The organism is Qipengyuania rhodophyticola (assembly GCF_042493225.1).
Taxonomy (GTDB): domain Bacteria; phylum Pseudomonadota; class Alphaproteobacteria; order Sphingomonadales; family Sphingomonadaceae; genus Erythrobacter.
On the sequence record NZ_CP170454.1, the window covers coordinates 2,573,417 to 2,594,719 of the forward strand.

Here is a 21,303-nt window from a genome sequence, read left to right on the forward strand (position 1 = left end):
GTAAAAACTTATTCTGAAGGCACCTCTAGGCCAGTGTGGAAGGCCAAAAAGCTCAAGATATCGCCATATTCTTCGATGATTTTGTCAATCGGCTTGCCCGAGCCGTGCCCTGCCCGAGTCTCAATCCTGATGATCTGAGGCTTGTCACCAACATCAGCAGCCTGCAAGGCAGCGGTATACTTAAAGCTGTGCCCGGGGACCACGCGGTCATCCGTATCTGCCGTGGTCACCAGCATGGCCGGATATTCCTCCCCAGAACGGATATTGTGCAAAGGCGAATAGGCACGCAGGATCTTGAAGTCCTCTTCGCGATCTGGATAGCCATAATCATCGACCCAGTACCGTCCAGCAGTCCATCGATCGAAACGCAACATGTCCATAACGCCAACGGCGGCATTGGCTGCATTCACCAAATCTGGCCGCTGATTGACCACTGCCCCAACCAGCAAGCCGCCATTGGAGCCGCCCTGAATAGCAAGACCTTCCTCGCTCGTGATACCGTTTGTCTTGAGATATTCGCCTGCTGCGATGAAATCATCGAACACGTTTTGTTTGTTGGCGCGCCGCCCCGCATCATGCCATGCCTTGCCATACTCACCTCCGCCGCGAATATTGGCCAGTGCAAAGACGCCGCCCGCCTCCATCCAAGCCATCCGACTGGATGAAAAGCCCGGTGTCAACGAGATATCAAAACCGCCGTACCCATAAAGCAGCGTCGGGGCAGGCCCTGTCACGTCCTTGCGTTTCACGATAAACATCGGGATCTTGGTCCCGTCTTTGGACGGATAGAATACCTGGTCTACCACATAATCATCAGGGTCAAAGGTCAGCTCAGGCTGCGCAAAGATCGCCGTTTCATTGGTTTCAAGATCAAGTCGGTAAACGGTTGAAGGCCGGTTAAAACTGGTGAAGCTATAGAACGTCTCTGACGAACTGGGGGAACCGCCAAATCCGCCAGCGCTGCCCAACCCGTTCAAGGCGATTTCACTGCGGATATTGCCTTCAAGGTCGAAGATCATCGCCTGCGAAGAGGCATCCTTGAGATATTCCACAACCAGATTACCGCCAACGATCGATGCACCGGAAATCGGCATATCGCTCTCGGCAATCACAGTTTTCCACTCAAGCGTCGGCGCGTCCATATCGATGCTGACGATCCGGTATTTTGGAGCGCCCTGATTGGTCATGAAATAAAGTGTGCCATCGACAGATTCGATCGGGTTCCACTCATGATCGAGACCGCCAACCAGCGTGCGCGGCTTCCATCCCATCTCATCGCGCTTGGCCAGATCGACAACGTGCACTTCCTGCTTCGCCTCGGTCCCCTCGCGGCTCAGGATAATCGCGAAGCGGCCATCATCCGTGGTCAGTCCAACATGGCCCAGCGCCGGACGATCCGGCGTAGAATAAACCAGCTGGTCCTCACTTTGATCTGTGCCAATTCGGTGGAAATAGACCGCTTGATTGAAATTGCGGGCCTGAAAATCCTGCCCTTCCTCGGGCTCTGGGAAGCGCGAATAAAGGATCCCCTCATCGCCGACCCACTGCATTCCGGTAAACTTGGCCCAGTTTATTTCGTCCGAAACCGCCTCTCCAGTCGCAACATCGAGGAAGCGTATAGTGCGCCAATCGCTCCCACCATCTTGGATCGCATATGCGAGATACTTGCCGCTGCTCGATGGAGCGGTGCCCGCTAGCGCGGTCGCATCATCATCTGACCACTCATTGGGGTCTAGGAGCAGTCGCCCTTCCCCATCAAGGCCGTCACGCACAAAATATTGCGACTGGTTCATCAGGCCGGAATTGTAAGAGTAGAAATAGTGTTCGCCTGCGCGCGTTGGGGTCCCGAAGCGCTCAAAATTTAACAGTTCGCCCATTTTGCCTTTGAACCAGGCATTGGCTGGCATTTGTTCAAGGTATGCGCCGCTGACGCTATTCTGGCGTTCCACCCAATTGGCGACTTCTGGATTGTTACGGACGTCATCCTCAAGCCAACGAAAGGGGTCGGCGACCTCCTCGCCAAAGATCGTTTCCACCACGTCCTGACTGTATGTTTCGGGATATTCGGGCACGGCAATACTCTCAGCCTGTGCGGTGGTGGCGAGAATTGCGATAGCAGCACCTGTCATCAGTGATTTACGAAGCATTTTGGGGACATCCTCTGTTTACGGACATGTTTGAATATACAACGCAGTTGGACGGCATTCGGTTTCAACTGGCTTAGCAATTAGCGCTAATTCCCAAGCGCAGCCAACACGTCGCGCGTAAAAGTAGCGATATCAAAGCGGCTGCCCACCGGGTCTTCACCCCGACGCACGATCACGACATTGCGGCTTGGCACGATCACGACATATTGCCCGCGGTTGCCAAATGCCGCGAATGTATCTGCCGGAACGCCCTCCGAATTATTGAGCAACCAGAACCCCGCTCCATAGCCGAACGGACGCCCCGCTGGCTGCGGACCGCTGGGCGACGAGACATATTCGCGCCAGTTTTCTGGCAGAATGCGTGTCCCATTAGGGAGCACGCCGTCATCAAGATAGAGTTGGCCCAATTTCGCCAAATCCTGCGCGGTGGACCACACTTGGCTGGAGAGCACATAATTGCCTTCCCAATCGGCCTCAGCGACAGTGTTATACATCCCTAACTCGGCGAAGAGCTTGGCCGGCGGGTTCTCTTCAAACGTATGCTCGATGGCCTGAACCGCCGCCAATGTGTCATTGTTGGCATAACGATAAACTGTTCCTGGCGTATGCAGCAGCGGCCAATTCTCCGCTCGCTCCGTCACCGTCGTCCCGCCCCAATAGAGCGGATCAGTGCGGTTGCCCGCCGTATCGGAATAGCGCCCAGAGGCCATCCGCAAAGCATGATCGACCGTAATGTTGAACCGCGGGTCATAAATATGAATGCCTAGCCCTGCCGATTCGCTCACATCCACTTCGCCGCGATGAACCGCTGCGCCCACAAGTGTCGCAGCAATGCTCTTGGCGACGGACCAGGTGCGCTGCGGGGTTTTCGGGTCGAAGCCATCCGCATATTCATCCCAATGGAGATCGCCATTTTTCGTGACAATAACCGCGGTTGAGCGGGTTCCCTCTCCATATCGTTCTTTGAAAGCACTCTTGGCTACTTCGCTGACCCGGTAGCGCGTTCGCACTGGCTGTTGCTCCTCACCCGTGGTCCTTTCATCCGAACTTGGCATAGTAAAATCAAAACCCGCCCGCGCAGGATTTGCCCAATATTCAGTCGCCGAAATGGGCAGTATCGAGCATCCGCCATCCCCATATAGCGCGGCAAAACGCGGCGGCATCGCCTCGTCCCATGTCACCTCGACATGGTCGATCACGCCGTCCTCGCCGCGCACAACAGTATACGGCAAGTCTCGAATGATATCATCGAGCGGCGCCTGAATGCCGGTCAGCTCCCAGTCATGGACGCTTTCGGGCGTCCGCGTGGTGCCATTACGCTCCGCATTACCGAGCGCGCTGCACAGAAACAGCGCTTTATATCCAGCAGCTAGCGCGCGATCATAACGCGTATCGAGTTGTTCTTGCGCCGATTGGGCAGATGCAGATGTAGTGACGGCGAGTAGCGCGAGTGCGCCAAGGGAAGAACGGATCATGCCGCGTATGGTAGCCCCGCCTGCCCAAAAGAAAAGGGCCAGCAGATCGCTCCGCCAGCCCTCTTATTTTTTGTTATGTCCCGGAGCCACCCGCTCCAAAATCGAAAAGTCTTACGCCTCAGCGAACTCTTCTTCATCCGCGTTCATCACTGGGCCGCTGTCTTGACCCCTGGCATCTGGATCGCGATCAACGAGCTCGATAATCGCCATCTTGGCAGCATCGGAACCACGATAGCCACCGCCAGCTTTGCCTTTGCCTGGAATTGAGCCTTTGATGATGCGGGTGTAACCGCCCTCACGGTCAGAATAGCGCTCAGCCAGAACTTCAAACAGCTTCTTCAGCTGCGTTTCGTCCTGCAAACGCCCCATGGCCAGACGACGGTTGGACAGGCCGCCACGCTTTGCGAGCGTGATCAGCTTCTCAACATAAGGGCGCAGCTCTTTCGCTTTAGCCTGAGTTGTGCTGATCTGTTCGTGCTTGATCAGCGCAGCTGACATATTGCGGAACAGAGCCTTGCGGTGGCCCGACTTACGGCTCAGCTTACGCTGTGAAATTCCGTGACGCATTGTATTCTTCCTTCCTTGCCGACCCTTCCGGGCGGGAAACCGGTTCCCACTTTCCCGTGAAGGGATCGGACGTGTTCGTTATGGGCCCGTATAAGGTAGCCCGTAGCTGGCGGCGCTTAAGGTGCGCCGCCGGAACCTTGATTAACCCAGCAGCTCTTGTTCGAGCTTCTTGGCCATTTCTTCAATGTTTTCAGGTGGCCAGCCCGGAATGTCCATACCCAGTCGAAGGCCCATGCTCGAAAGCACTTCCTTGATCTCGTTGAGCGACTTGCGGCCAAAGTTTGGCGTGCGCAGCATCTCGGCTTCGGTCTTCTGGACCAGATCGCCGATGTAGATGATGTTGTCGTTCTTCAGGCAATTTGCGCTGCGAACTGACAATTCCAGCTCATCGACCTTCTTGAGAAGGTAGCGGTTGAGCTGATTAGTGTCGCTTTCAGCTGGCTCAGCGGCCTGACCGATCATTGCGCTCGAAGGCTGCGGAATGCCGTCTTCGAAGTGGACGAACAGCGTCAGCTGATCTTGCAGGATGCGCGCAGCGTAAGCCACCGAATCTTCTGGCGAAATCGTGCCATCAGTTTCAACAGTCAGCGAGAGCTTGTCATAATCGAGCTCCTGGCCAACACGCGCGTTTTCAACCTTATAGCTCACCTGACGGACAGGCGAATAGAGGCTGTCGACCGGGATCAGGCCAATCGGCGCATCTGCTGGACGGTTTTGAACAGCGGGCGCATACCCTTTGCCCACGTCAGCGGTCAGCTCCATATTGAGCGTGGCGCCTTCGTCGAGATGACAGATCACCAGATCCTTGTTCATCACTTCGATGTCGCCGGACACAGCGATATCGCCAGCTTTCACTTCAGCAGGGCCCGTTGCGGAAAGTTGCAGACGCTTGACGCCCTCACCTTCCATCTTGAGCGCGATTTGCTTCACGTTCAGCACGATGTCGGTCACATCTTCGCGGACGCCCGCAAGCGATGAAAACTCGTGAAGCACGTTCTCGATCTTGATCGAAGTGATCGCAGCACCTTGCAGCGAGCTAAGCAGCACGCGGCGCAGGGCGTTGCCAAGCGTCAGCCCAAAGCCGCGCTCGAGCGGTTCTGCAACAAATGTCGCATTGCGGACTTTGTCGCCGCCTTCCTTGATTTCAAGGCCATTGGGTTTCTTGAGTTCCTGCCAGTTCTTGGTGTTGACGGACATGAATTTCCCCTAATTCGCACTATGGCGGGTATCGATGCAAACAAGCCGGAAGCGCTGCGATAGCGCGTCCGGTCCGTTTGGTGTGTCAGCGAGCGGCAGAACCACTCGCCAGGCAAATACGGATCAGACGCGGCGGCGTTTTGACGGCCTCACCCCATTGTGGGGGATCGGCGTGACGTCGCGGATTGATGTGATGGTGAAACCGACTGCGGCGAGACCGCGCAGCGCGCTTTCGCGGCCCGAACCCGGCCCCTTCACTTCGACTTCCAGCGTACGGACACCGTGTTCGGCGGCCTTCTTGCCAGCATCGTCTGCAGCAACCTGAGCAGCATAAGGCGTTGACTTACGGCTACCCTTGAAGCCCATCATCCCCGCGCTGGACCAGCTAATCGCATTGCCCTGAGCATCGGTGATGGTGATCATTGTGTTGTTAAAGCTAGCGTTGATGTGCGCAACGCCGCTTGAGATGTTCTTCTTGTCGCGTTTTTTAACCCGACCTGCTTCGCGTGCCATTGTTCTGGTCTTCCTTAAATATGTTCAAGAAGGAAAAAGCCTAAGCGCCCCAGGTTGCCCCCAAGGCGAAAAGCTTACTTCTTCTTGCCGGCGATCGGCTTGGCCTTACCCTTGCGGGTGCGGGCGTTAGTGTGCGTACGCTGACCGCGCACAGGCAGACCATTACGATGACGAAGGCCGCGATAGGTCCTAAGATCCATCAAGCGCTTGATATTCATCGCAGTGTCACGGCGAAGATCGCCTTCCACTGTATAATCTGCATCGATCGTCTCACGAATACGCAGCACTTCTTCATCAGAAAGGTCCTGCACTCGGCGTGACTGATCAATGCCCAGCTTTTCAGCAATCTGGACAGCGGCAGTACGGCCGATTCCGTGAATATAGGTGAGCGCAATAATTACGCGCTTATTTGTGGGGATATTTACCCCGGCAATACGAGCCACTTACTTCTCCATGCTCCACAGGGTCTAACCAGAATTTAGGCTGGCCACCCCATCTCATCGCTTCAGTTCCAACCGACACTACGCAGCGCCTTAACGCAAAAAGCCCGGATAGCGTGCAAAAGTGCGCTGCTGGCCGGACTCAACCATAAATGTCGAATGAAGCGCGCGCTTAGGGCGATTCGCCGCCCGCGTCAACTGCTGCGTTCTCGCCGTTTGTTTCAGCGAGCGAAATGGGCAGTCTTCTGCAGTTTACAAGAGTTTTCCTCAGAAACACGAAACTGGCGAGAATCGGGCACCTCGGAGCCGAAATTCTAACGCTTGATCAACCATGCAATGCGATAAATCACCTATTGTGACGCAAGGTGCGAATAATCAGAGGCTTAGCGCCGCCTGGTTGGCGGGCCTATTCGCATGTCTGATTTTAGTCATCACACCTGCCCATGCGGGCCGTATCGAAGCCGGAACTTTCACCGCCCATGATACCTTTGACAACCAGTCACCGGTGCGGGTGAATTTTCAACAAGCCTTCGACACACCGCCGGTCGTTATTGCCATCCCCTCCTCAAATGGGAACAACTCGGCCTCGATCCGCATCACCAACGTAACCACTACAGGCTTCGATGAGCTGGCGCTTGAGCCGGACAATTGGGATGGCCGCCATATCGTCATGGTGACACACTACATCGCTATTGAGGTCGGCCGTCATGTCTTGCCCGATGGGACCGTGATTGAAGTTGGCAGAAACAGCATCAGCAATGTGCAATTTGGCAGCGGGTTTACGGGCGGAACAGCCAGTTGGGCAAACATCAGCTTTTCCTCCCCACTCGGTTCTACGCCGACGATTATCCACCAACTTCAGACGGCGAACAGCGAGACGCGCAGTGTCGCGAACCAGAGCTCCAGGCCGCACATCACCTCAATCGCGCAAAGCCCCTCGATAAGCGGCTTTCAGCTGGCGATTGATCGCAGTCAGGCAAACAGCGGCCCCTTCCCAAGCACCGAACAGATTGGCTGGATCGCCTTCCCGAACGGAGGAAGCGGCTCATTTCCCGACACTGGCGGCACAACCATCAATTGGGCGGCGAGCACGACATCGGCGAACATCCGCGGTTGGGACAACGGATGCTTCAGCAACTCCCATGGCCAATCGGGTGGGAACCCGATTGTGGTGGCCAAGAAGCTCAGTCGCAACAATGCTGATGGCGGTTGGCTGCGCTATTGCGCCATCAACGGCACAACCATCACCTTGAGGGTGGATGAGGACCGCGATCAGGACAATGAGCGAGGTGTCGCTACTGGCGATGCGGAGCAAGCCGGGATCATCTCGTTCTCACAGAGCTTTCATGCGCTGCTCGAGGCAGATTTGAACATCACCAAGACGCGAATTGCGATTGATGACGGGCGCGGCGGAGACTTTGCAACGCCTGAGGCTGAAGTCGATTACCTCATCACTATCAGCAACACGGGAAACTCACCGCCGAACCAAAACAGTGTGCTGGTGACTGAGCAATTGCCCGATGATCTTGATTTGGTGCTTGCCGACTTCGGTGCGCCGGGAAGCGGGCCTGTCGAGTTCCAACAGGGTAGCCCGGCAAGCGCGCTGACGTGTACTTTTGCGACATTCGCGAGCACTACCGACTGCTATGATTTTTCAACCGACGGCGTTAATTTTGGCTATGAACCAGTGGATAGCGGCGATGGCACAGACCCGAATGTGCGCTTTGTGCGAGCAATACCCACAGGGTTTATGGCACCTGACAGCGGGAGCGGAGCGCCCAGCTTTGAGCTACGGCTGCGCGCACGCATCCGCTAATCAAAGCGCCTCAGATCAGACGACCCCAAACGCCAGCATGGCATCTGCGACCTTCTTGAAACCGGCGATGTTCGCTCCCTTCACGTAGTCGACATAGCCGTCACCGTTGTCGCCATACTCGACGCATTTCTCATGGATGCCCTTCATCAGATCAGTCAGCATCTCACCAAGCCGCTCATGATTCCAACTGATCCGCTCTGAGTTTTGGCTCATCTCAAGCCCGGACACCGCAACACCGCCGGCGTTCGCCGCCTTGCCCGGGCCGTACATAATTTTCGCATCGTGAAAGACCTTCACACCCTCGAGCGTAGTCGGCATGTTGGCGCCCTCCGACACGCCTTGGACGCCGTTATCAACCAGCGCCTTAGCCTCGTCTGCGCTAAGCTCGTTTTGCGTGGCACACGGCAACGCTAGGTCGCATTTCACGCTCCATGGCCGAGCATCCTCATGATATTCGGCGCTCTTGAACTCATCAACATATTCGCTGATCCGGCCGCGCTTCACATTTTTAAGGTGCTTGATCCAGTCGATCTTTTCCTGATCGATGCCATCAGGATCGTGAATAAAGCCACCGCTATCCGACAGCGTCAGAACCTTGCCGCCAAGTTTTGTGATCATCTCTGCGGCATGGGTCGCGACATTGCCTGAGCCGGAGATAACAGCGGTTTTACCCTCTACGTCCTCGCCTTTGTGCTTAAGCATATTCTGCAGGAAATAGACCGCACCATACCCCGTGGCCTCGGGGCGCATTTGCGAGCCACCATATTCCTGCCCCTTGCCCGTCAGCACCCCTTCCCAGCGGTTGGTGATACGCTTGTACTGACCGAACATATAGCCAATCTCACGACCACCAACGCCAATATCGCCAGCGGGCACGTCGGTATCCGGGCCGATATGGCGATAGAGTTCAGTCATGAAGCTCTGGCAGAAGCGCATGACTTCTGCATCGCTTTTGCCGCGCGGGTTGAAGTTCGCCCCGCCCTTACCGCCGCCCATCGGCAGGCCGGTTAGCGAGTTTTTGAAAGTCTGCTCGAAAGCTAGGAACTTGAGCACACTCTCATTGACGCTGGGATGGAAGCGGATACCGCCCTTATAAGGGCCGATGGCGTTGTTGTTCTGAATGCGGAAACCGCGCTGCACGCGGATATTGTGATTGTCGTCTTCCCAGCACACGCGGAAGGAAACAACACGGTCAGGCTCAGCAATCCGGCGTAGGATCTGCGCTTCGTGATACTCTTCCTTATCCTCGATAAACTCGTAAATATCCTGCGCGACCTCTTGGACTGCCTGGATAAATTCGGTTTGCCCTGGATTACGCTTTTTCACGCCCTCCATGAATTGGTTAAGGTCAACATGCCGGTCGTACACTGAAGCCATCGTCGCATTCTCCTGTTTCCTGCTACATGGAAGCAACCATGTAGAAGGCTGTTACATCAATGCGACCGGTGCCCAGTAATTTAGCGGGCACTCCAAAATTTGCCGCCTGCTGACGGTCCTATGTTCGCAGCAAACGCGGCGTTAGTTACTCATCATTCGCGAGCGCGTCGATCTGCTCCTCCAAACTGGCATCCCCCTCTTCTGAAGGCTCGGACGCCTCGTCGGGCGGAGTCGCACTTTCACCGCTTTCCGGCGGACCAGCCCCTTCGGCAGGTCCCGGCTCGTCTTCTCCATCGAGCGCACCCAAATGCGACTGAAGTCCGCGTAATTGCTCGCTCATAACCCCATCGACAGCCTTGGAAATCTGGTCGATCTCAAACCGCATGGGCCCACCAACATTATACTCCCACAGCACCCGCGTGCCGCCCTCAATCTCTTTGAGCGTAATCGTCAGGATACCCGTCGCGGGCTCGCCCTGCAACGGCCCTAGCCCGCCGCGCATGCGGAGAACGCGAAGAGGAAACGCCTGGATCACCGTCATATGGGTTGAGCTGCCATCCATGGCAAAACCGCCATCAGCATCGTCGCCAGGAATACGCTCACAGAAGCATCCTCCAGCTTGCGGCACCAGCGTCATATTAGAGGCATCGCCAGACCAGCTATGATTATCATTCCACCAATCGCCGGGCTTGATCAGTGCAAGCCAGGTTTCAAGCGGCGTAGCGGCAACGCGGGCGGTATCGCGCGTGACAAAGCCTGTAGCGCTTGTCTCGACCACCTCGGCCGAGAGCGGCGTAGCGAAAGCGGCACCAGCGATCGCGGCACCGACAAAGATTAAATTTCGAAATGTCCCTCTCATCGCCGCCCTTGTGAAACCACACGGCTAATGATGCAAGAGATTAGCTCAGAATGGCATCCAGAGATGCAGCGACATCCTCGATAGAGGCCATGCCATCAACCCGCGTCACAATGCCGCGCGCTTCATAACCCGGCAGTATCGGGGCCGTTTCCGAGCGATACACACCCATCCGGTGCCGCACAGTTTCCTCGTTATCGTCTGGTCGGCGCTTAAACTCAGTGCCACCACAGCTGTCGCAAACGCCCTCTTGAGACGTTGGATTTGCGGTATCGTGATAGAGTGCCCCGCAATTTGCGCAGGAAAAACGGCCAGTGATACGCGCGACAAGCGCATCCTCATCAACCCCGAGTTCAATCACGTGGTCAAGCTTGCGGCCCTGCTTCTCAAGCAAGCCATCAAGCAATTCGGCCTGAGGCTCGGTGCGAGGATAGCCATCAAAGATCAGGCCTGTTTCCGCTGGGATCTGCGCCATCTGCTCTCCGACGATCTCAGCCATAAGCTCGTCTGGAAACAGCTTGCCAGCCTTCATGATTTCGTCGGCCATTTTGCCAACGTCGGTGCCCGCCTTGACGGCCGCCCGAAGCATATCTCCGGTGGAGAGCTGGACCATGCCATGGCGCTCTACCAGCCCCTGTGCCTGAGTACCTTTACCAGCGCCCGGAGGGCCAAGCAGAATTATGTCCATGGCGTAACGTGCCCCAATATCAACGCGTGGATTGCAGCGGCAGCTTAAGTCCGCGAGCGGCCTTTAAGCTTAGCCTTCTTGATCAGACCATCATACTGGTGCGCAAGCAAGTGTGACTGCACTTGGCTGATAGTATCCACAGTGACGTTCACCACAATCAGCAGGCTGGTACCGCCAAGGAAGAGCGGGATGCCTGTTTGCGCGATCATATACTCCGGAATGACGCAAACCAATGCCAGATAAATCGCGCCAACAACCGTTATCCGCGTGAGGACATAGTCGAGGTATTCCTCAGTCCGCTTGCCGGGACGAATGCCGGGAATGAACCCGCCATTTTTCTTGAGGTTCTCAGCGGTCTCTTCCGGGTTAAACACCACGGCGGTGTAGAAAAATGCGAAGAAGATGATCCCGATCGCATAAAGCGTCATATAGATCGGCTGACCATGCGCGAGATATTGATTAAGCGTCACAATGATCGAACCCGTGCCGCTTTCCGTATCAACCGAGTTACCAGCAAATTGCGTGATCGTCAGCGGCAGCAGCAGTAATGAGCTGGCGAAAATGGGCGGAATAACGCCGGCTGTGTTCAGCTTGAGCGGTAGGTGCGAACGATCTGCCTGCATCATCCCGTTCTGCGAAGCACGCTTAGGGTATTGGATCAGCAGACGGCGCTGCGCACGCTCGACCCAGCTAATCAGCAGGATCAGCACAATAACCATTACAATAAAGCCGATAATGATACCGGCAGAGATCGAACCAGTCCGGCCGCCTTCAAACAGGTTTGAGGCAAAGCTGGGGAACTGCGCAACAATACCCGCCATAATGATGAGCGAGATACCATTACCAATGCCGCGTGCAGTGATTTGCTCGCCCAGCCAAAGCAGCAACATAGTGCCGCCGACGAGGCTGATCACCGCGCCAATGCGGAACGCAACGCCGGGGTCAACAACGGCTTGAACACCTGTTGATGCGCCAAAGCTCTCTAGTCCTGAGGCAATAAACCAACCTTGAATAACGCAAAGGAAGACCGTGCCGTAACGCGTGTATTGGTTCAGCTTTTGCCGGCCAGTTGTGCCCTCTTTCTTGAGAGCAGCAAGCGTGGGGTGCAGCGCCGAGGCAAGCTGTACCACGATCGACGCTGTAATATACGGCATCACACCGAGCGCGATGAGGCTCATCCGCTCTAGGCTCCCGCCGGTGAACATATTGAACATGTCAATAATGCCGCCGCTGGTCTGCGCAGCCAGCACTTCCAGCGCTAACGGGTTAATTCCCGGCAGCGGAACGAAGCTGAGGAAGCGGAACACGACAAGCGCCCCGAGCGTGAACCAGATACGCTGTTTGAGCTCAGTGGCTTTGCCGAAATTGGCAAGGCTCATATTGCTGGCAATTGAATCGGCGCGTGAAGCCATGGTCTATATCGATCCCAAATCTTTAGCCGAAAAATCGGCTTGGATGGGTTAAATAGGGAGCGAGGGGCCGAATGTCGAACCCCTCGCCCTAATTTTTCCAGCCCTGACTGCGTGGCTTACTCAGCGTCAGCCTTGGCAGGTACTTTCTTGGGCGCAGTCACTTCGACCGAACCGCCAGCTTTTTCAACGGCTTCCACGGCGCCCTTCGACGCACCAGCAACCTTGAACTTGACCTGGGCTTTGAGTTCGCCCTTGCCGAGCAGCCGCACGCCGTCTTTGCCGCCGCGTGCAAGGCCAGCAGCCTTCAGCGCTTCGTGGTCAACGACCTTTTTGCCGTCGAGCTTCTTGGCGTCGATGAACTTTTGCACCATGCCAAGGTTTACCTCAGCAAAATCCTTACCGAACGGGTTGTTAAACCCGCGCTTTGGCAGACGCATGTGAAGTGGCATCTGGCCGCCTTCAAAGCCCTTGATGGCAACACCGGAGCGGCTCTTTTGGCCCTTTTGGCCGCGCGCTGCGGTTTTACCTTTGCCGGAACCAATACCGCGTCCCTTGCGGAGACGGGTTTTGCGGGCACCGGCATTATCGCGGAGATCATTCAGTTTCATAATATTGCACTCGCTTTCGCTTTGCTTCGCGCTTTGAATGCTCGCGAACCAACAAAGTCCCCGAGACACTCAAAAAATTTAGGTTAGCTTACAACTTCCACCATGTGGGGAAGCTTCGCAATCGCACCGCGTGTTTCCGGCGTATCCTGAACTTCAACAACTTTGTGCATCTTGTTCAGACCGAGGCCAATCAGGATCTTCCGCTGGCTCTCGGGACGACGGATCGGCGAACCGATCTGCTTGATTTTGATAGTCTTTGTAGCAGCCATCTTGTCTTACTCCACAACTGCTGCAGCGTCGGCCTGAGCCTCAGCTTCGCTAGCACCACCACGGCCAAGCAGGTCAGCAACCTTCTTGCCGCGGCGCTGAGCCACAGACTTCGGTGAAGTCTGATTGGTCAACGCATCAAATGTGGCGCGGATCATGTTGTACGGATTGGACGAACCGACCGATTTGGTCACAACGTCTGCAACACCCAGGCTTTCAAACACGGCACGCATTGGACCACCAGCGATGATGCCGGTGCCCGGAGGCGCTGTGCGCACGGTGACTTTACCTGCGCCGAAACGGCCCTTGGCATCATGGTGCAGCGTGCGGCCTTCTTTCAAAGGAACGCGAACCATCTTCTTGCGTGCGGCGGCGGTTGCCTTACTGATCGCCTCTGGAACTTCGCGCGCTTTACCGTGACCGAAGCCGACGCGGCCTGAACCGTCGCCAACAACAACGAGCGCCGCAAAACCAAAGCGCTTACCGCCCTTTACGGTCTTGGAGACGCGGTTGATGTGAACGAGCTTCTCGATGATGCCATCATCTTCTTCTTCACGGCGCCCGCGGCCACCATCACGGCCTCCACGACCGCGACCACGGCCACCACCGTCGCGGTTACCGCCACGATTGTTTCCGCCACGACCACGACCACCGCCTTGCTGTGGCTGTTCAGTCTTCGCGTCGGCAGCAGGCGCTGCTTCCGCAGGCTTTTCTTCTGTAGCAGCCGGAGCCGCCTCAGGAGTAGCCGCCGCCTCAGCAGCAGGTGCAGCTGTTTCTTCAGCCTTCGCCGCCTCTGCAGGTACACCTTCGGTTGGCGTAGCTTCTGCCTCTGGGGTTTTCTTTTCGTCAGCCATAATCAGAACTCCAGCCCGCCTTCACGGGCGGCATCGGCCAGCGCTTTCACGCGGCCATGAAACAGGAACCCGCCGCGATCGAACACGACAGTGGTCACGCCAGCCTTCTTGGCTGCGCTCGCAATGTCCTTGCCCACTTGCGTAGCAGCATCGACATTCGCGCCAGACTTCTTCGCGCCCAGCGTAGATGCAGCAGCCACTGTACGCCCGTCACCATCATTGATGATTTGCGCATAGATGTGACGGCCCGTGCGATGCACAGACAAACGAGGCTTATCGCCAGCACGCTTACGAAGCGCCGTGCGGACACGGCGGCGGCGGCGTTCAAATAGAGAAAGCTTAGCCATCTTACTTCTTCTTCCCTTCCTTGCGGAAGACATATTCGCCTTGGTACTTGATGCCCTTGCCCTTGTAAGGCTCAGGCTTGCGCCAGCGGCGGATTTCTGCGGCGAGCTGACCAACGGCCTGCTTGTCGATACCGCTGATGATTACGGTTGTCTGATCGGGGCACTTGACCTCGATCCCTTCCGGCACATCAATGTCAACGTCGTGGCTAAAGCCGAGCTGAAGCTTGAGCTTCTTGCCCTGCGCCTGCGCACGATAACCAACACCTGAGATTTCCAGCGTCTTGGAGAACCCATCGGTCACACCTTCAACGAGGTTGGAAACGAGCGTCCGCTGCATGCCCCAATAGGAACGTGCGGTTTTCGTATCGTTGGCCGGGTTCACCTGGATCTCGTCACCCTCGACCTTGTAGTCGATCAGATCAGACAGGCCGAGCGTCAGCGTGCCCTTGGGGCCTTTCACTGAAAGCGTCTTGCCTTCGATCTTGGCTTCAACCCCGCTTGGGATCGCAACCGGTTTCTTACCAATACGGCTCATCAGAATACCTCCGCCAGCACTTCACCGCCGACGTTCTCTGTGCGCGCTTCCACGTCGGAAAGCACACCCTTCGGTGTCGAAACGATGGTGATGCCAAGGCCATTGCGCACGGTCGGGAGTTCTTTCGAACCCGAATAGACACGGCGGCCAGGCTTGGAGACGCGGCTAACATGCTTGATCGCAGGTTCGCCTTCGAAATATTTCAGTTCAATCCGCAGCGCTTTGTGCTTGCCGCTCTCGTCTTCGCTAAAGCCACGGATGTAGCCTTCACGCTGAAGCACTTCGAGAACATTTGCGCGCAGCGTAGAAGCAGGCGAAAGGACGGAGTCCTTCTTCGCTTGCTGTCCGTTGCGGATACGGGTGAGCATATCACCCAGTGGATCGGTCATAGCCATCTATCAGATCCTCACCAGCTCGACTTGGTAAGGCCTGGGATCAGGCCCTTGTTACCAAGGTTGCGCAGTTCAATGCGGTTGATGCCGAACTTACGGTAATAGCCGCGCGGGCGGCCGGTTGTAGCACAGCGGTTGCGCACACGCGTCGGGTTAGCGTTGCGTGGCAGTTCCGCCATCTTGAGACGTGCGATCAGGCGCTCGGACTCGTCCAGCGTCTTGTCATTCGCAATCGCTTTCAGTTTCTCGTACTTCGCAGCGTACTGCTTGACGAGCTTCTTGCGACGCTCATTCTTATTGATCGAACTCAGTTTCGCCATTGGACTTAAGTTCCTTTCACTAGCGGCTTCACGCCGCTTCCTTTGCCTCACCCTGCTCTTCAGCGGGGAACGGGAAACCGAACAGACGAAGCAATTCTTTTGCTTCAGCGTCAGTTTGCGCCGTGGTGGTTACGATGATGTCGAGCCCGCGAACCGCGTCGATCTTGTCGTACGAGATTTCGGGAAAGACGATTTGTTCTTTCATGCCCATTGAATAATTGCCGCGCCCGTCGAAGCTTTTCGGGTTCAGGCCGCGGAAATCGCGGATACGTGGCATTGCAACGGTGATAAGACGATCGAGGAACTCATACATCCGCTCACGGCGCAAGGTAACCTTACAACCGATTGGCATGCCTTCGCGCAGCTTGAACTGAGCGATCGATTTCTTGGCCTTGGTGATCACTGGCTTTTGGCCGGCAATCAGTGCCATTTCCTCAGCAGCAGTCGCGACTTTCTTCTTGTCCTGACTTGCTTCGCCTACACCCATATTCAGGGTGATTTTCTCGATCTTCGGAACCGCAAAACGGTTCGGATAACCGAATTTCTCTGTCATCGCCTTGACGATCTCGTCTTCATAACGAGTCTTCATGCGTGGGGTATAATCAGCCATCGATAGTCTCCCCTGACTTTACAGCTACACGCACCTTCTTGCCGCCTTTTTCTTCAAAGCGGACGCGGGTGGGCTTGCCATCTTTTGGATCTGCCACAGCAACCTTTGACATGTGCATCGGTGCCGGGAACCGGTCGATGCCGCCTTGCGGGTTTTCTTGGCTCGGCTTGCGGTGACGAGCAGCAACATTGATGCCCTCAACAACGACCTTGCCATCTTTCGGCATGACCTTGGAAACAGTACCGCTGCGGCCCTTGTCCTTACCGGACAGCACAACGACGGTGTCGCCTTTTTTGATCTTAGCAGCAGACATCACAGCACCTCCGGCGCGAGCGAAATGATCTTCATGAAGCCGCGGCCGCGAAGTTCGCGCACAACAGGCCCAAAGATACGAGTGCCAAGTGGCTCTTCGCTCTTATTCACCAGAACAGCAGCATTGCTGTCGAAGCGAATGACGCTGCCGTCTTGACGACGAACTTCTTTGCGAGTGCGCACGATGACAGCGCGATGGACATCGCCCTTCTTCACCTTGCCGCGCGGCTGGGCTTCCTTGACGGAAACCACGATCACGTCCCCAACGCTGGCGGTCCGGCGTTTCGAGCCGCCCAGTACTTTAATGCACTGAACGCGCTTGGCGCCGCTGTTGTCCGCCACGTCGAGATTGGATTGCATCTGGATCATTGATCCGGTTCCTTCTCATTGGCTTGCCAGAACCAGTCTGGCAGTTCCTAACTCAACCCGACCAATGGCCGGGAAAACTCTTAGCTCGTGCTGGCTGCTGCCGCCTCAACTTCAAGGTCGGCTTCAACCGCTTGCGTACCGCCCGCGACAACCCGGTCTTTTACAATCCAGGTCTTGGTCTTAGAGATCGGTTTGGTCTCCTCAATCCGCACGGTATCACCGAGGTTAAACTCGTTCTTTTCGTCGTGAGCGTGATACTTCTTCGAGCGGCGGATAATCTTCCCGTAAAGCGGGTGCTTAACCTTACGCTCGACCTTCACGGTCACAGTCTTGTCGGTCTTGTCAGAAGTGACGGTCCCGATCAGAATACGCTTGGGCATGGTCTACTCCTTACGCCTTAGCCGTTTGAGCCGCTTTCGCGCGCTCATTCTGCAGCGTTTTGATCTTAGCGATCGTGCGGCGCACTTCGCGGATGCGAGCTGGCGCTTCAAGCTGGTTTGTCGCCGCCTGAAAGCGCAGGTTAAACTGCTCGCGCTTCAGCGAAGTCATCTCTTCAGACAGCTGATCGTCAGTTTTCTGACGCAGATCTTCAGTTTTAGCCATCATTCGCCCCCCAGGTGCGAGGTGTCACCCAAACGAGCAACAACCTTGGTCTTGATCGGCAGCTTCATCGCAGCACGCTCGAAAGCTTCTGCGGCAAGCGGTCCAGGGACACCGTCGAGTTCAAACAGGATGCGGCCCGGCTTTACGCGAGCTGCCCAATATTCGACCGAACCCTTGCCTTTACCCTGACGGACTTCAGCAGGCTTCTTTGAAACAGGAACGTCTGGGAACACACGGATCCAAAGACGGCCCTGACGGCGCATGTGACGTGTAATCGCGCGGCGAGCCGCTTCGATTTGACGTGCGGTGATACGCTCAGGCTCAAGAGCTTTCAGACCATATGACCCGAAGTTCAAAGTCGTGCCGCCCTTGGCGTCGCCCTTGATCTTGCCCTTGAAGGCTTTGCGATACTTGGTTTTTTTCGGTTGCAGCATGGTTTTTCCCTAATCCTGCAATTAGCGCGCTGGGCGCACGCCAGATGTTTGCGATTCCATCATCAGGCGATCTTGCGCGGTTGGATCATGGCCGAGGATCTCACCTTTGAAGACCCAAACCTTGATGCCAATGATGCCGTAAGCGGTCAGTGCCTCAGTTTCGGCATAGTCGATGTTCGCACGCAGAGTATGCAATGGAACACGGCCTTCGCGGTATTGCTCAACGCGGGCGATTTCCGCTCCGCCCAAACGACCGCCGCATACGATCTTGATGCCTTCAGCACCCAGACGCATAGCCGACTGCATCGCACGCTTCATGGCGCGGCGGAAGGCAACTCGGCGGATCAGCTGATCAGCAATGCCTTGCGCAACGAGCTTCGCGTCGACTTCCGGCTTGCGGATCTCAACAATGTTCAGCTTCACTTCGCTGTCAGTCATCGAAGCAAGTTTCGAGCGCAGCTTTTCAATGTCTGCGCCCTTCTTACCGATGATAACACCAGGACGAGCCGCGTAGATTGAGATACGGCAAAGTTTCGCCGGACGCTCAATCACAACCTTGGAAATCGCGGCCTGTGGCACGGTTTCGAGGATGTACTTGCGGATCTCAATGTCTTCCTTGAGCAGGCCCGCATAATCACGCCCTTCAGCGTACCAGCGGCTATCCCAAGTGCGGTTGATCTGCAGGCGCAGACCGATCGGATTACTCTTCTGACCCATCTTACGCCTCTTCTTCTTCGCGAACCACGATGCGCAGCTTGCTGAATGGCTTCAGGATGCGGGTCGATTTGCCGCGGCCACGTGTGTGGAACCGCTTCATAGTAATCGACTTGCCAACCGAAGCCTCAGCAACGACGAGCGCGTCGACGTCGAGATTGTGGTTATTCTCCGCATTGGCGATGGCAGAGGCGAGCACCTTCGTCGCATCCTTGGCCATTGCCTTTTTCGAGAACGAGAGAATGTTCAGTGCTTCCTCAGCCTTCTTGCCGCGGATTTGCTCAGCAACGAGGTTAAGCTTTTGCGCAGAACCCCGGATCGAGGTTCCTACAGCAAGCGCCTCGTTATCGGCGACCCGGCGTGGTGATTTTGCCTTGCCCATTATCGCTTACCCTTCTTGTCGGCAGCGTGGCCGGGGAACGAACGCGTAGGCGCGAATTCACCGAGCTTGTGACCGACCATTTCTTCCGAAACAGAGACGGGAATGAACTTGTTGCCGTTATAAACGTTGAACGTCAGGCCAACGAATTGCGGCAGGATTGTGCTGCGGCGCGACCAAGTTTTGATCGGCTTAGTGCTGCTCGCCTCCTGTGCGTCCTCTGCCTTCTTAAGAAGGCTGAGTTCGACAAACGGACCTTTCCAGACGGAACGTGCCATGTCGGATTACCTCTTCTTCTTGGCGTGACGCGAACGGATGATCATTTTGTCCGTCTGCTTGTTCTTACGAGTACGGGCGCCCTTCGTAGGCTTGCCCCAAGGCGTCACTGGATGACGACCACCGCTAGTGCGGCCTTCACCGCCGCCGTGAGGGTGATCTACCGGGTTCTTTGCAACACCGCGTGTGAGCGGCTTAACGCCCATCCAGCGGCGACGGCCAGCCTTACCCAGGTTTTGGTTCTGGTTGTCAGGGTTTGAAACCGCGCCAACTGTGCCCATGCAATCAGAGCGGATGTAACGCTGCTCACCGCTGTTCAAACGAACCATCACCATGCCGCGATCACGGCCAACGAGTTGAACATAAGAACCTGCAGCGCGAGCGATTTGACCGCCCTTGCCCGGCTTCATTTCAACATTGTGACAGATCGTACCAACCGGCATTTGACCGAGAAGCATAGCATTACCAGGCTTCGTATCGACCTTCTCACCGGCGATAACCTTGTCGCCAACGCTAACACGCTGCGGACACAGGATGTAAGCAAGCTCATCGTCAGCATATTTGATCAGCGCGATGAAAGCCGTGCGGTTCGGGTCATACTCGATCCGCTCAATCGTGCCTTCAACGTCCCATTTGCGGCGCTTGAAGTCGACGAAGCGATACTTCTGCTTGTGACCGCCGCCAATGCCGCGTGATGTCACATGGCCTTTATTGTTGCGGCCACCGGTCTTGCGCTTGCCTTCAACCAGCGACTTGACCGGCTTGCCTTTATAGAGGCCAGACTTGTCGACCAGAATAAGGCCGCGGCGCGCCGGGCTTGTTGGTCTGAAATTCTTGAGTGCCATCAGCTCACACCTTCCGTGATGTCGACTGACTCGCCTTCTGCAAGGGTCACAATCGCTTTTTTCACGTCGTTGCGCTTGTAAGGTTTACCCTTCCAGCGCTTGGTCTTGCCCTTCACATTGATCGTGTTCACGCCGGTGACCTTAGTGCTGTAGATTGCTTCTACAGCTTCCTTGATCTGCGGCTTGGTCGCATCACCTGCAACCTTGAACACCACCGCATTATACTCAGAAGCCAGCGTCGACTTCTCAGTAATGTGGGGCGCGAGGATCACGTCATAGTGACGCGAATCTATTTCCTGCTTTTTAGCCATTATTTAGCTCCTCCCGAGAGGGCAAAACGTGCCTCAAGCTTTTCGACAGCATCCTTGGTAAGGACCAGCGTGTCGTGCTTCAGGATGTCGTAGACATTGGCACCCATCGCCGGGATCACGTTCACACCTGGCAAGTTGCCAGCGGCTTTCTTGAAGCCTTCGTTTACGCTCTCGCCATCAATGAACAGCACTTTGCCGTCAAAACCAGCCTTATCAAAATGACCTTTAAGCGCCTTGGTTTTGGCGTCCTTCAGATCAAGCGTATCGACGACCACAAGGCCCTCTTTCGCTTTACTCGAAAGCGCCATCTTAAGACCCAGTGCGCGGATCTTCTTATTAAGCGACTGATTAAAATCACGCTTGCGAGCACCGTGCGCTTTACCGCCGCCAATAAAGATCGGAGCAGAACGAGCACCGTGACGTGCGCCGCCAGAACCCTTCTGATTACCGAACTTCTTACCGGTGCGGGCAACGTCGGAACGCTCACGCGTCGGACGAGCGGTCGCACGGCGATTTTCAAGCTGCCATGTTACAACACGGTGCAGGATGTCAGCACGCGGCTCAACACCGAACACGGCATCGTTCAGCGTAATGTCGCCTGACGCCTTACCGTCGATTTTTTGGACCTTCACCTTCATG

30 protein-coding genes are annotated in these 21,303 nt (G+C 55.9%); 1 reads left to right on the plus strand and 29 read right to left on the minus strand.

The annotated features are described in order from the left end of the window. Positions 1–8: 8 nt before the first annotated feature. From ACFCXQ_RS12290 to rpsM, 6 genes are all read right to left on the minus strand, one after another. Positions 9–2,147 carry a prolyl oligopeptidase family serine peptidase gene (locus tag ACFCXQ_RS12290; RefSeq protein ID WP_379550980.1) on the minus strand — a complete coding sequence of 713 codons (2,139 nt, stop codon included), beginning with the start codon at positions 2,145–2,147 and terminating at the stop codon, positions 9–11. Positions 2,148–2,233: 86 nt separating this feature from the next. Beyond that, positions 2,234–3,622: a serine hydrolase domain-containing protein gene (locus ACFCXQ_RS12295; RefSeq protein ID WP_379550982.1), complete on the minus strand. Its 1,389-nt coding sequence runs from the start codon at positions 3,620–3,622 to the stop codon at positions 2,234–2,236. A 111-nt stretch (positions 3,623–3,733) separates the two neighbouring features. After that, complete coding sequence (rplQ, locus tag ACFCXQ_RS12300) at positions 3,734–4,189, minus strand: 50S ribosomal protein L17 (protein WP_379550984.1); 456 nt, start codon at positions 4,187–4,189, stop codon at positions 3,734–3,736. A 141-nt stretch (positions 4,190–4,330) separates the two neighbouring features. After that, positions 4,331–5,386 (minus strand): DNA-directed RNA polymerase subunit alpha, encoded by a 1,056-nt coding sequence (locus ACFCXQ_RS12305; protein ID WP_379550986.1) that lies wholly within the window; start codon positions 5,384–5,386, stop codon positions 4,331–4,333. A 123-nt stretch (positions 5,387–5,509) separates the two neighbouring features. After that, a complete protein-coding gene (gene rpsK / locus ACFCXQ_RS12310) occupies positions 5,510–5,899 on the minus strand; it encodes a 30S ribosomal protein S11 (protein ID WP_170011529.1) in 390 nt (129 codons plus the stop codon). Between the two features lie 74 nt (positions 5,900–5,973). Next, positions 5,974–6,342 (minus strand): 30S ribosomal protein S13, encoded by a 369-nt coding sequence (gene rpsM / locus ACFCXQ_RS12315; protein ID WP_379550989.1) that lies wholly within the window; start codon positions 6,340–6,342, stop codon positions 5,974–5,976. A gap of 394 nt (positions 6,343–6,736) precedes the next feature. Between rpsM and ACFCXQ_RS12320 the strand changes: the two genes are divergently transcribed. Next, positions 6,737–8,155, plus strand: a complete 1,419-nt coding sequence (locus ACFCXQ_RS12320; RefSeq protein ID WP_379550991.1) for an H-type lectin domain-containing protein — start codon at positions 6,737–6,739, stop codon at positions 8,153–8,155. A 15-nt stretch (positions 8,156–8,170) separates the two neighbouring features. Here the strand turns inward: ACFCXQ_RS12320 and gdhA are convergent, their stop codons facing one another. The 23 genes from gdhA to rplD form a co-directional block, all read right to left on the minus strand. Beyond that, positions 8,171–9,532 carry an NADP-specific glutamate dehydrogenase gene (gene gdhA / locus ACFCXQ_RS12325; protein ID WP_379550993.1) on the minus strand — a complete coding sequence of 454 codons (1,362 nt, stop codon included), beginning with the start codon at positions 9,530–9,532 and terminating at the stop codon, positions 8,171–8,173. 145 nt (positions 9,533–9,677) lie between these two features. After that, a complete protein-coding gene (locus tag ACFCXQ_RS12330; RefSeq protein WP_379550995.1) occupies positions 9,678–10,391 on the minus strand; it encodes an SRPBCC family protein in 714 nt (237 codons plus the stop codon). A 40-nt stretch (positions 10,392–10,431) separates the two neighbouring features. Further along, on the minus strand, positions 10,432–11,076 hold the full coding sequence (locus ACFCXQ_RS12335) for an adenylate kinase (RefSeq protein WP_379550997.1): 645 nt from the start codon (positions 11,074–11,076) through the stop codon (positions 10,432–10,434). A gap of 44 nt (positions 11,077–11,120) precedes the next feature. After that, positions 11,121–12,488, minus strand: a complete 1,368-nt coding sequence (gene secY, locus ACFCXQ_RS12340; RefSeq protein WP_379550999.1) for a preprotein translocase subunit SecY — start codon at positions 12,486–12,488, stop codon at positions 11,121–11,123. 116 nt (positions 12,489–12,604) lie between these two features. Beyond that, the gene (rplO, locus tag ACFCXQ_RS12345) at positions 12,605–13,096 is read right to left on the minus strand and encodes a 50S ribosomal protein L15 (RefSeq protein WP_379551001.1); all 492 of its coding nucleotides are present in this window, start codon (positions 13,094–13,096) and stop codon (positions 12,605–12,607) included. Positions 13,097–13,179: 83 nt separating this feature from the next. Next, entirely contained in the window at positions 13,180–13,365 is a 186-nt protein-coding gene (gene rpmD, locus ACFCXQ_RS12350) for a 50S ribosomal protein L30 (protein ID WP_379551003.1), read from the minus strand. Positions 13,366–13,371: 6 nt separating this feature from the next. Beyond that, on the minus strand, positions 13,372–14,220 hold the full coding sequence (gene rpsE, locus ACFCXQ_RS12355; protein ID WP_379554660.1) for a 30S ribosomal protein S5: 849 nt from the start codon (positions 14,218–14,220) through the stop codon (positions 13,372–13,374). Next, positions 14,220–14,564: a 50S ribosomal protein L18 gene (gene rplR / locus ACFCXQ_RS12360; protein ID WP_379551004.1), complete on the minus strand. Its 345-nt coding sequence runs from the start codon at positions 14,562–14,564 to the stop codon at positions 14,220–14,222. Before rplR ends, rpsE begins: the two co-directional genes overlap by 1 nt. Position 14,565: 1 nt before the next feature. After that, positions 14,566–15,099, minus strand: coding sequence for a 50S ribosomal protein L6 (rplF, locus tag ACFCXQ_RS12365; RefSeq protein ID WP_379551005.1), 534 nt, complete (start codon positions 15,097–15,099; stop codon positions 14,566–14,568). After that, positions 15,099–15,494 carry a 30S ribosomal protein S8 gene (gene rpsH / locus ACFCXQ_RS12370; protein ID WP_379551006.1) on the minus strand — a complete coding sequence of 132 codons (396 nt, stop codon included), beginning with the start codon at positions 15,492–15,494 and terminating at the stop codon, positions 15,099–15,101. Before rpsH ends, rplF begins: the two co-directional genes overlap by 1 nt. An 11-nt stretch (positions 15,495–15,505) precedes the next feature. Further along, positions 15,506–15,811: a 30S ribosomal protein S14 gene (gene rpsN / locus ACFCXQ_RS12375; RefSeq protein ID WP_379551008.1), complete on the minus strand. Its 306-nt coding sequence runs from the start codon at positions 15,809–15,811 to the stop codon at positions 15,506–15,508. A gap of 28 nt (positions 15,812–15,839) precedes the next feature. Then, complete coding sequence (rplE, locus tag ACFCXQ_RS12380; RefSeq protein WP_379551010.1) at positions 15,840–16,421, minus strand: 50S ribosomal protein L5; 582 nt, start codon at positions 16,419–16,421, stop codon at positions 15,840–15,842. Next, complete coding sequence (gene rplX, locus ACFCXQ_RS12385; protein WP_379551012.1) at positions 16,414–16,734, minus strand: 50S ribosomal protein L24; 321 nt, start codon at positions 16,732–16,734, stop codon at positions 16,414–16,416. Before rplX ends, rplE begins: the two co-directional genes overlap by 8 nt. Beyond that, positions 16,734–17,102 carry a 50S ribosomal protein L14 gene (gene rplN / locus ACFCXQ_RS12390; protein ID WP_379551014.1) on the minus strand — a complete coding sequence of 123 codons (369 nt, stop codon included), beginning with the start codon at positions 17,100–17,102 and terminating at the stop codon, positions 16,734–16,736. Before rplN ends, rplX begins: the two co-directional genes overlap by 1 nt. A gap of 80 nt (positions 17,103–17,182) precedes the next feature. After that, positions 17,183–17,482, minus strand: a complete 300-nt coding sequence (rpsQ, locus tag ACFCXQ_RS12395) for a 30S ribosomal protein S17 (protein ID WP_379551016.1) — start codon at positions 17,480–17,482, stop codon at positions 17,183–17,185. A 10-nt stretch (positions 17,483–17,492) separates the two neighbouring features. After that, positions 17,493–17,705 carry a 50S ribosomal protein L29 gene (gene rpmC / locus ACFCXQ_RS12400; RefSeq protein WP_379551018.1) on the minus strand — a complete coding sequence of 71 codons (213 nt, stop codon included), beginning with the start codon at positions 17,703–17,705 and terminating at the stop codon, positions 17,493–17,495. Further along, positions 17,705–18,139 carry a 50S ribosomal protein L16 gene (rplP, locus tag ACFCXQ_RS12405; RefSeq protein ID WP_379551020.1) on the minus strand — a complete coding sequence of 145 codons (435 nt, stop codon included), beginning with the start codon at positions 18,137–18,139 and terminating at the stop codon, positions 17,705–17,707. The genes rpmC and rplP overlap by 1 nt, the downstream gene beginning before the upstream one ends. A 21-nt stretch (positions 18,140–18,160) precedes the next feature. Continuing rightward, positions 18,161–18,856, minus strand: a complete 696-nt coding sequence (rpsC, locus tag ACFCXQ_RS12410) for a 30S ribosomal protein S3 (protein WP_379551022.1) — start codon at positions 18,854–18,856, stop codon at positions 18,161–18,163. A 1-nt stretch (position 18,857) separates the two neighbouring features. After that, a complete protein-coding gene (gene rplV, locus ACFCXQ_RS12415; RefSeq protein WP_379551024.1) occupies positions 18,858–19,235 on the minus strand; it encodes a 50S ribosomal protein L22 in 378 nt (125 codons plus the stop codon). Further along, positions 19,235–19,510: a 30S ribosomal protein S19 gene (rpsS, locus tag ACFCXQ_RS12420; RefSeq protein ID WP_379551026.1), complete on the minus strand. Its 276-nt coding sequence runs from the start codon at positions 19,508–19,510 to the stop codon at positions 19,235–19,237. Before rpsS ends, rplV begins: the two co-directional genes overlap by 1 nt. A 6-nt stretch (positions 19,511–19,516) precedes the next feature. Then, positions 19,517–20,353, minus strand: a complete 837-nt coding sequence (rplB, locus tag ACFCXQ_RS12425; RefSeq protein ID WP_379551028.1) for a 50S ribosomal protein L2 — start codon at positions 20,351–20,353, stop codon at positions 19,517–19,519. After that, positions 20,353–20,664, minus strand: coding sequence for a 50S ribosomal protein L23 (locus ACFCXQ_RS12430; RefSeq protein WP_379551030.1), 312 nt, complete (start codon positions 20,662–20,664; stop codon positions 20,353–20,355). The genes rplB and ACFCXQ_RS12430 overlap by 1 nt, the downstream gene beginning before the upstream one ends. Next, positions 20,664–21,302 carry a 50S ribosomal protein L4 gene (gene rplD, locus ACFCXQ_RS12435; protein WP_379551032.1) on the minus strand — a complete coding sequence of 213 codons (639 nt, stop codon included), beginning with the start codon at positions 21,300–21,302 and terminating at the stop codon, positions 20,664–20,666. Before rplD ends, ACFCXQ_RS12430 begins: the two co-directional genes overlap by 1 nt. Position 21,303: the final 1 nt, after the last annotated feature.

Excerpts from the sequence above, each read along its gene's own strand:
- ACFCXQ_RS12290 (WP_379550980.1), bottom strand. The coding sequence starts at position 2,147 with ATGCTTCGTAAATCACTGATGACAGGTGCTGCTATCGCAATTCTCGCC.
- ACFCXQ_RS12295 (WP_379550982.1), bottom strand. The coding sequence starts at position 3,622 with ATGATCCGTTCTTCCCTTGGCGCACTCGCGCTACTCGCCGTCACTACA.
- rplQ (WP_379550984.1), bottom strand. The coding sequence starts at position 4,189 with ATGCGTCACGGAATTTCACAGCGTAAGCTGAGCCGTAAGTCGGGCCAC.
- ACFCXQ_RS12305 (WP_379550986.1), bottom strand. The coding sequence starts at position 5,386 with ATGTCCGTCAACACCAAGAACTGGCAGGAACTCAAGAAACCCAATGGC.
- rpsK (WP_170011529.1), bottom strand. The coding sequence starts at position 5,899 with ATGGCACGCGAAGCAGGTCGGGTTAAAAAACGCGACAAGAAGAACATC.
- gdhA (WP_379550993.1), bottom strand. The coding sequence starts at position 9,532 with ATGGCTTCAGTGTACGACCGGCATGTTGACCTTAACCAATTCATGGAG.
- ACFCXQ_RS12330 (WP_379550995.1), bottom strand. The coding sequence starts at position 10,391 with ATGAGAGGGACATTTCGAAATTTAATCTTTGTCGGTGCCGCGATCGCT.
- ACFCXQ_RS12335 (WP_379550997.1), bottom strand. The coding sequence starts at position 11,076 with ATGGACATAATTCTGCTTGGCCCTCCGGGCGCTGGTAAAGGTACTCAG.
- secY (WP_379550999.1), bottom strand. The coding sequence starts at position 12,488 with ATGGCTTCACGCGCCGATTCAATTGCCAGCAATATGAGCCTTGCCAAT.
- rplO (WP_379551001.1), bottom strand. The coding sequence starts at position 13,096 with ATGAAACTGAATGATCTCCGCGATAATGCCGGTGCCCGCAAAACCCGT.
- rpmD (WP_379551003.1), bottom strand. The coding sequence starts at position 13,365 with ATGGCTGCTACAAAGACTATCAAAATCAAGCAGATCGGTTCGCCGATC.
- rplR (WP_379551004.1), bottom strand. The coding sequence starts at position 14,564 with ATGGCTAAGCTTTCTCTATTTGAACGCCGCCGCCGCCGTGTCCGCACG.
- rplF (WP_379551005.1), bottom strand. The coding sequence starts at position 15,099 with ATGAGCCGTATTGGTAAGAAACCGGTTGCGATCCCAAGCGGGGTTGAA.
- rpsH (WP_379551006.1), bottom strand. The coding sequence starts at position 15,494 with ATGGCTATGACCGATCCACTGGGTGATATGCTCACCCGTATCCGCAAC.
- rpsN (WP_379551008.1), bottom strand. The coding sequence starts at position 15,811 with ATGGCGAAACTGAGTTCGATCAATAAGAATGAGCGTCGCAAGAAGCTC.
- rplE (WP_379551010.1), bottom strand. The coding sequence starts at position 16,421 with ATGGCTGATTATACCCCACGCATGAAGACTCGTTATGAAGACGAGATC.
- rplX (WP_379551012.1), bottom strand. The coding sequence starts at position 16,734 with ATGTCTGCTGCTAAGATCAAAAAAGGCGACACCGTCGTTGTGCTGTCC.
- rplN (WP_379551014.1), bottom strand. The coding sequence starts at position 17,102 with ATGATCCAGATGCAATCCAATCTCGACGTGGCGGACAACAGCGGCGCC.
- rpsQ (WP_379551016.1), bottom strand. The coding sequence starts at position 17,482 with ATGCCCAAGCGTATTCTGATCGGGACCGTCACTTCTGACAAGACCGAC.
- rpmC (WP_379551018.1), bottom strand. The coding sequence starts at position 17,705 with ATGGCTAAAACTGAAGATCTGCGTCAGAAAACTGACGATCAGCTGTCT.
- rplP (WP_379551020.1), bottom strand. The coding sequence starts at position 18,139 with ATGCTGCAACCGAAAAAAACCAAGTATCGCAAAGCCTTCAAGGGCAAG.
- rpsC (WP_379551022.1), bottom strand. The coding sequence starts at position 18,856 with ATGGGTCAGAAGAGTAATCCGATCGGTCTGCGCCTGCAGATCAACCGC.
- rplV (WP_379551024.1), bottom strand. The coding sequence starts at position 19,235 with ATGGGCAAGGCAAAATCACCACGCCGGGTCGCCGATAACGAGGCGCTT.
- rpsS (WP_379551026.1), bottom strand. The coding sequence starts at position 19,510 with ATGGCACGTTCCGTCTGGAAAGGTCCGTTTGTCGAACTCAGCCTTCTT.
- rplB (WP_379551028.1), bottom strand. The coding sequence starts at position 20,353 with ATGGCACTCAAGAATTTCAGACCAACAAGCCCGGCGCGCCGCGGCCTT.
- ACFCXQ_RS12430 (WP_379551030.1), bottom strand. The coding sequence starts at position 20,664 with ATGGCTAAAAAGCAGGAAATAGATTCGCGTCACTATGACGTGATCCTC.
- rplD (WP_379551032.1), bottom strand. The coding sequence starts at position 21,302 with ATGAAGGTGAAGGTCCAAAAAATCGACGGTAAGGCGTCAGGCGACATT.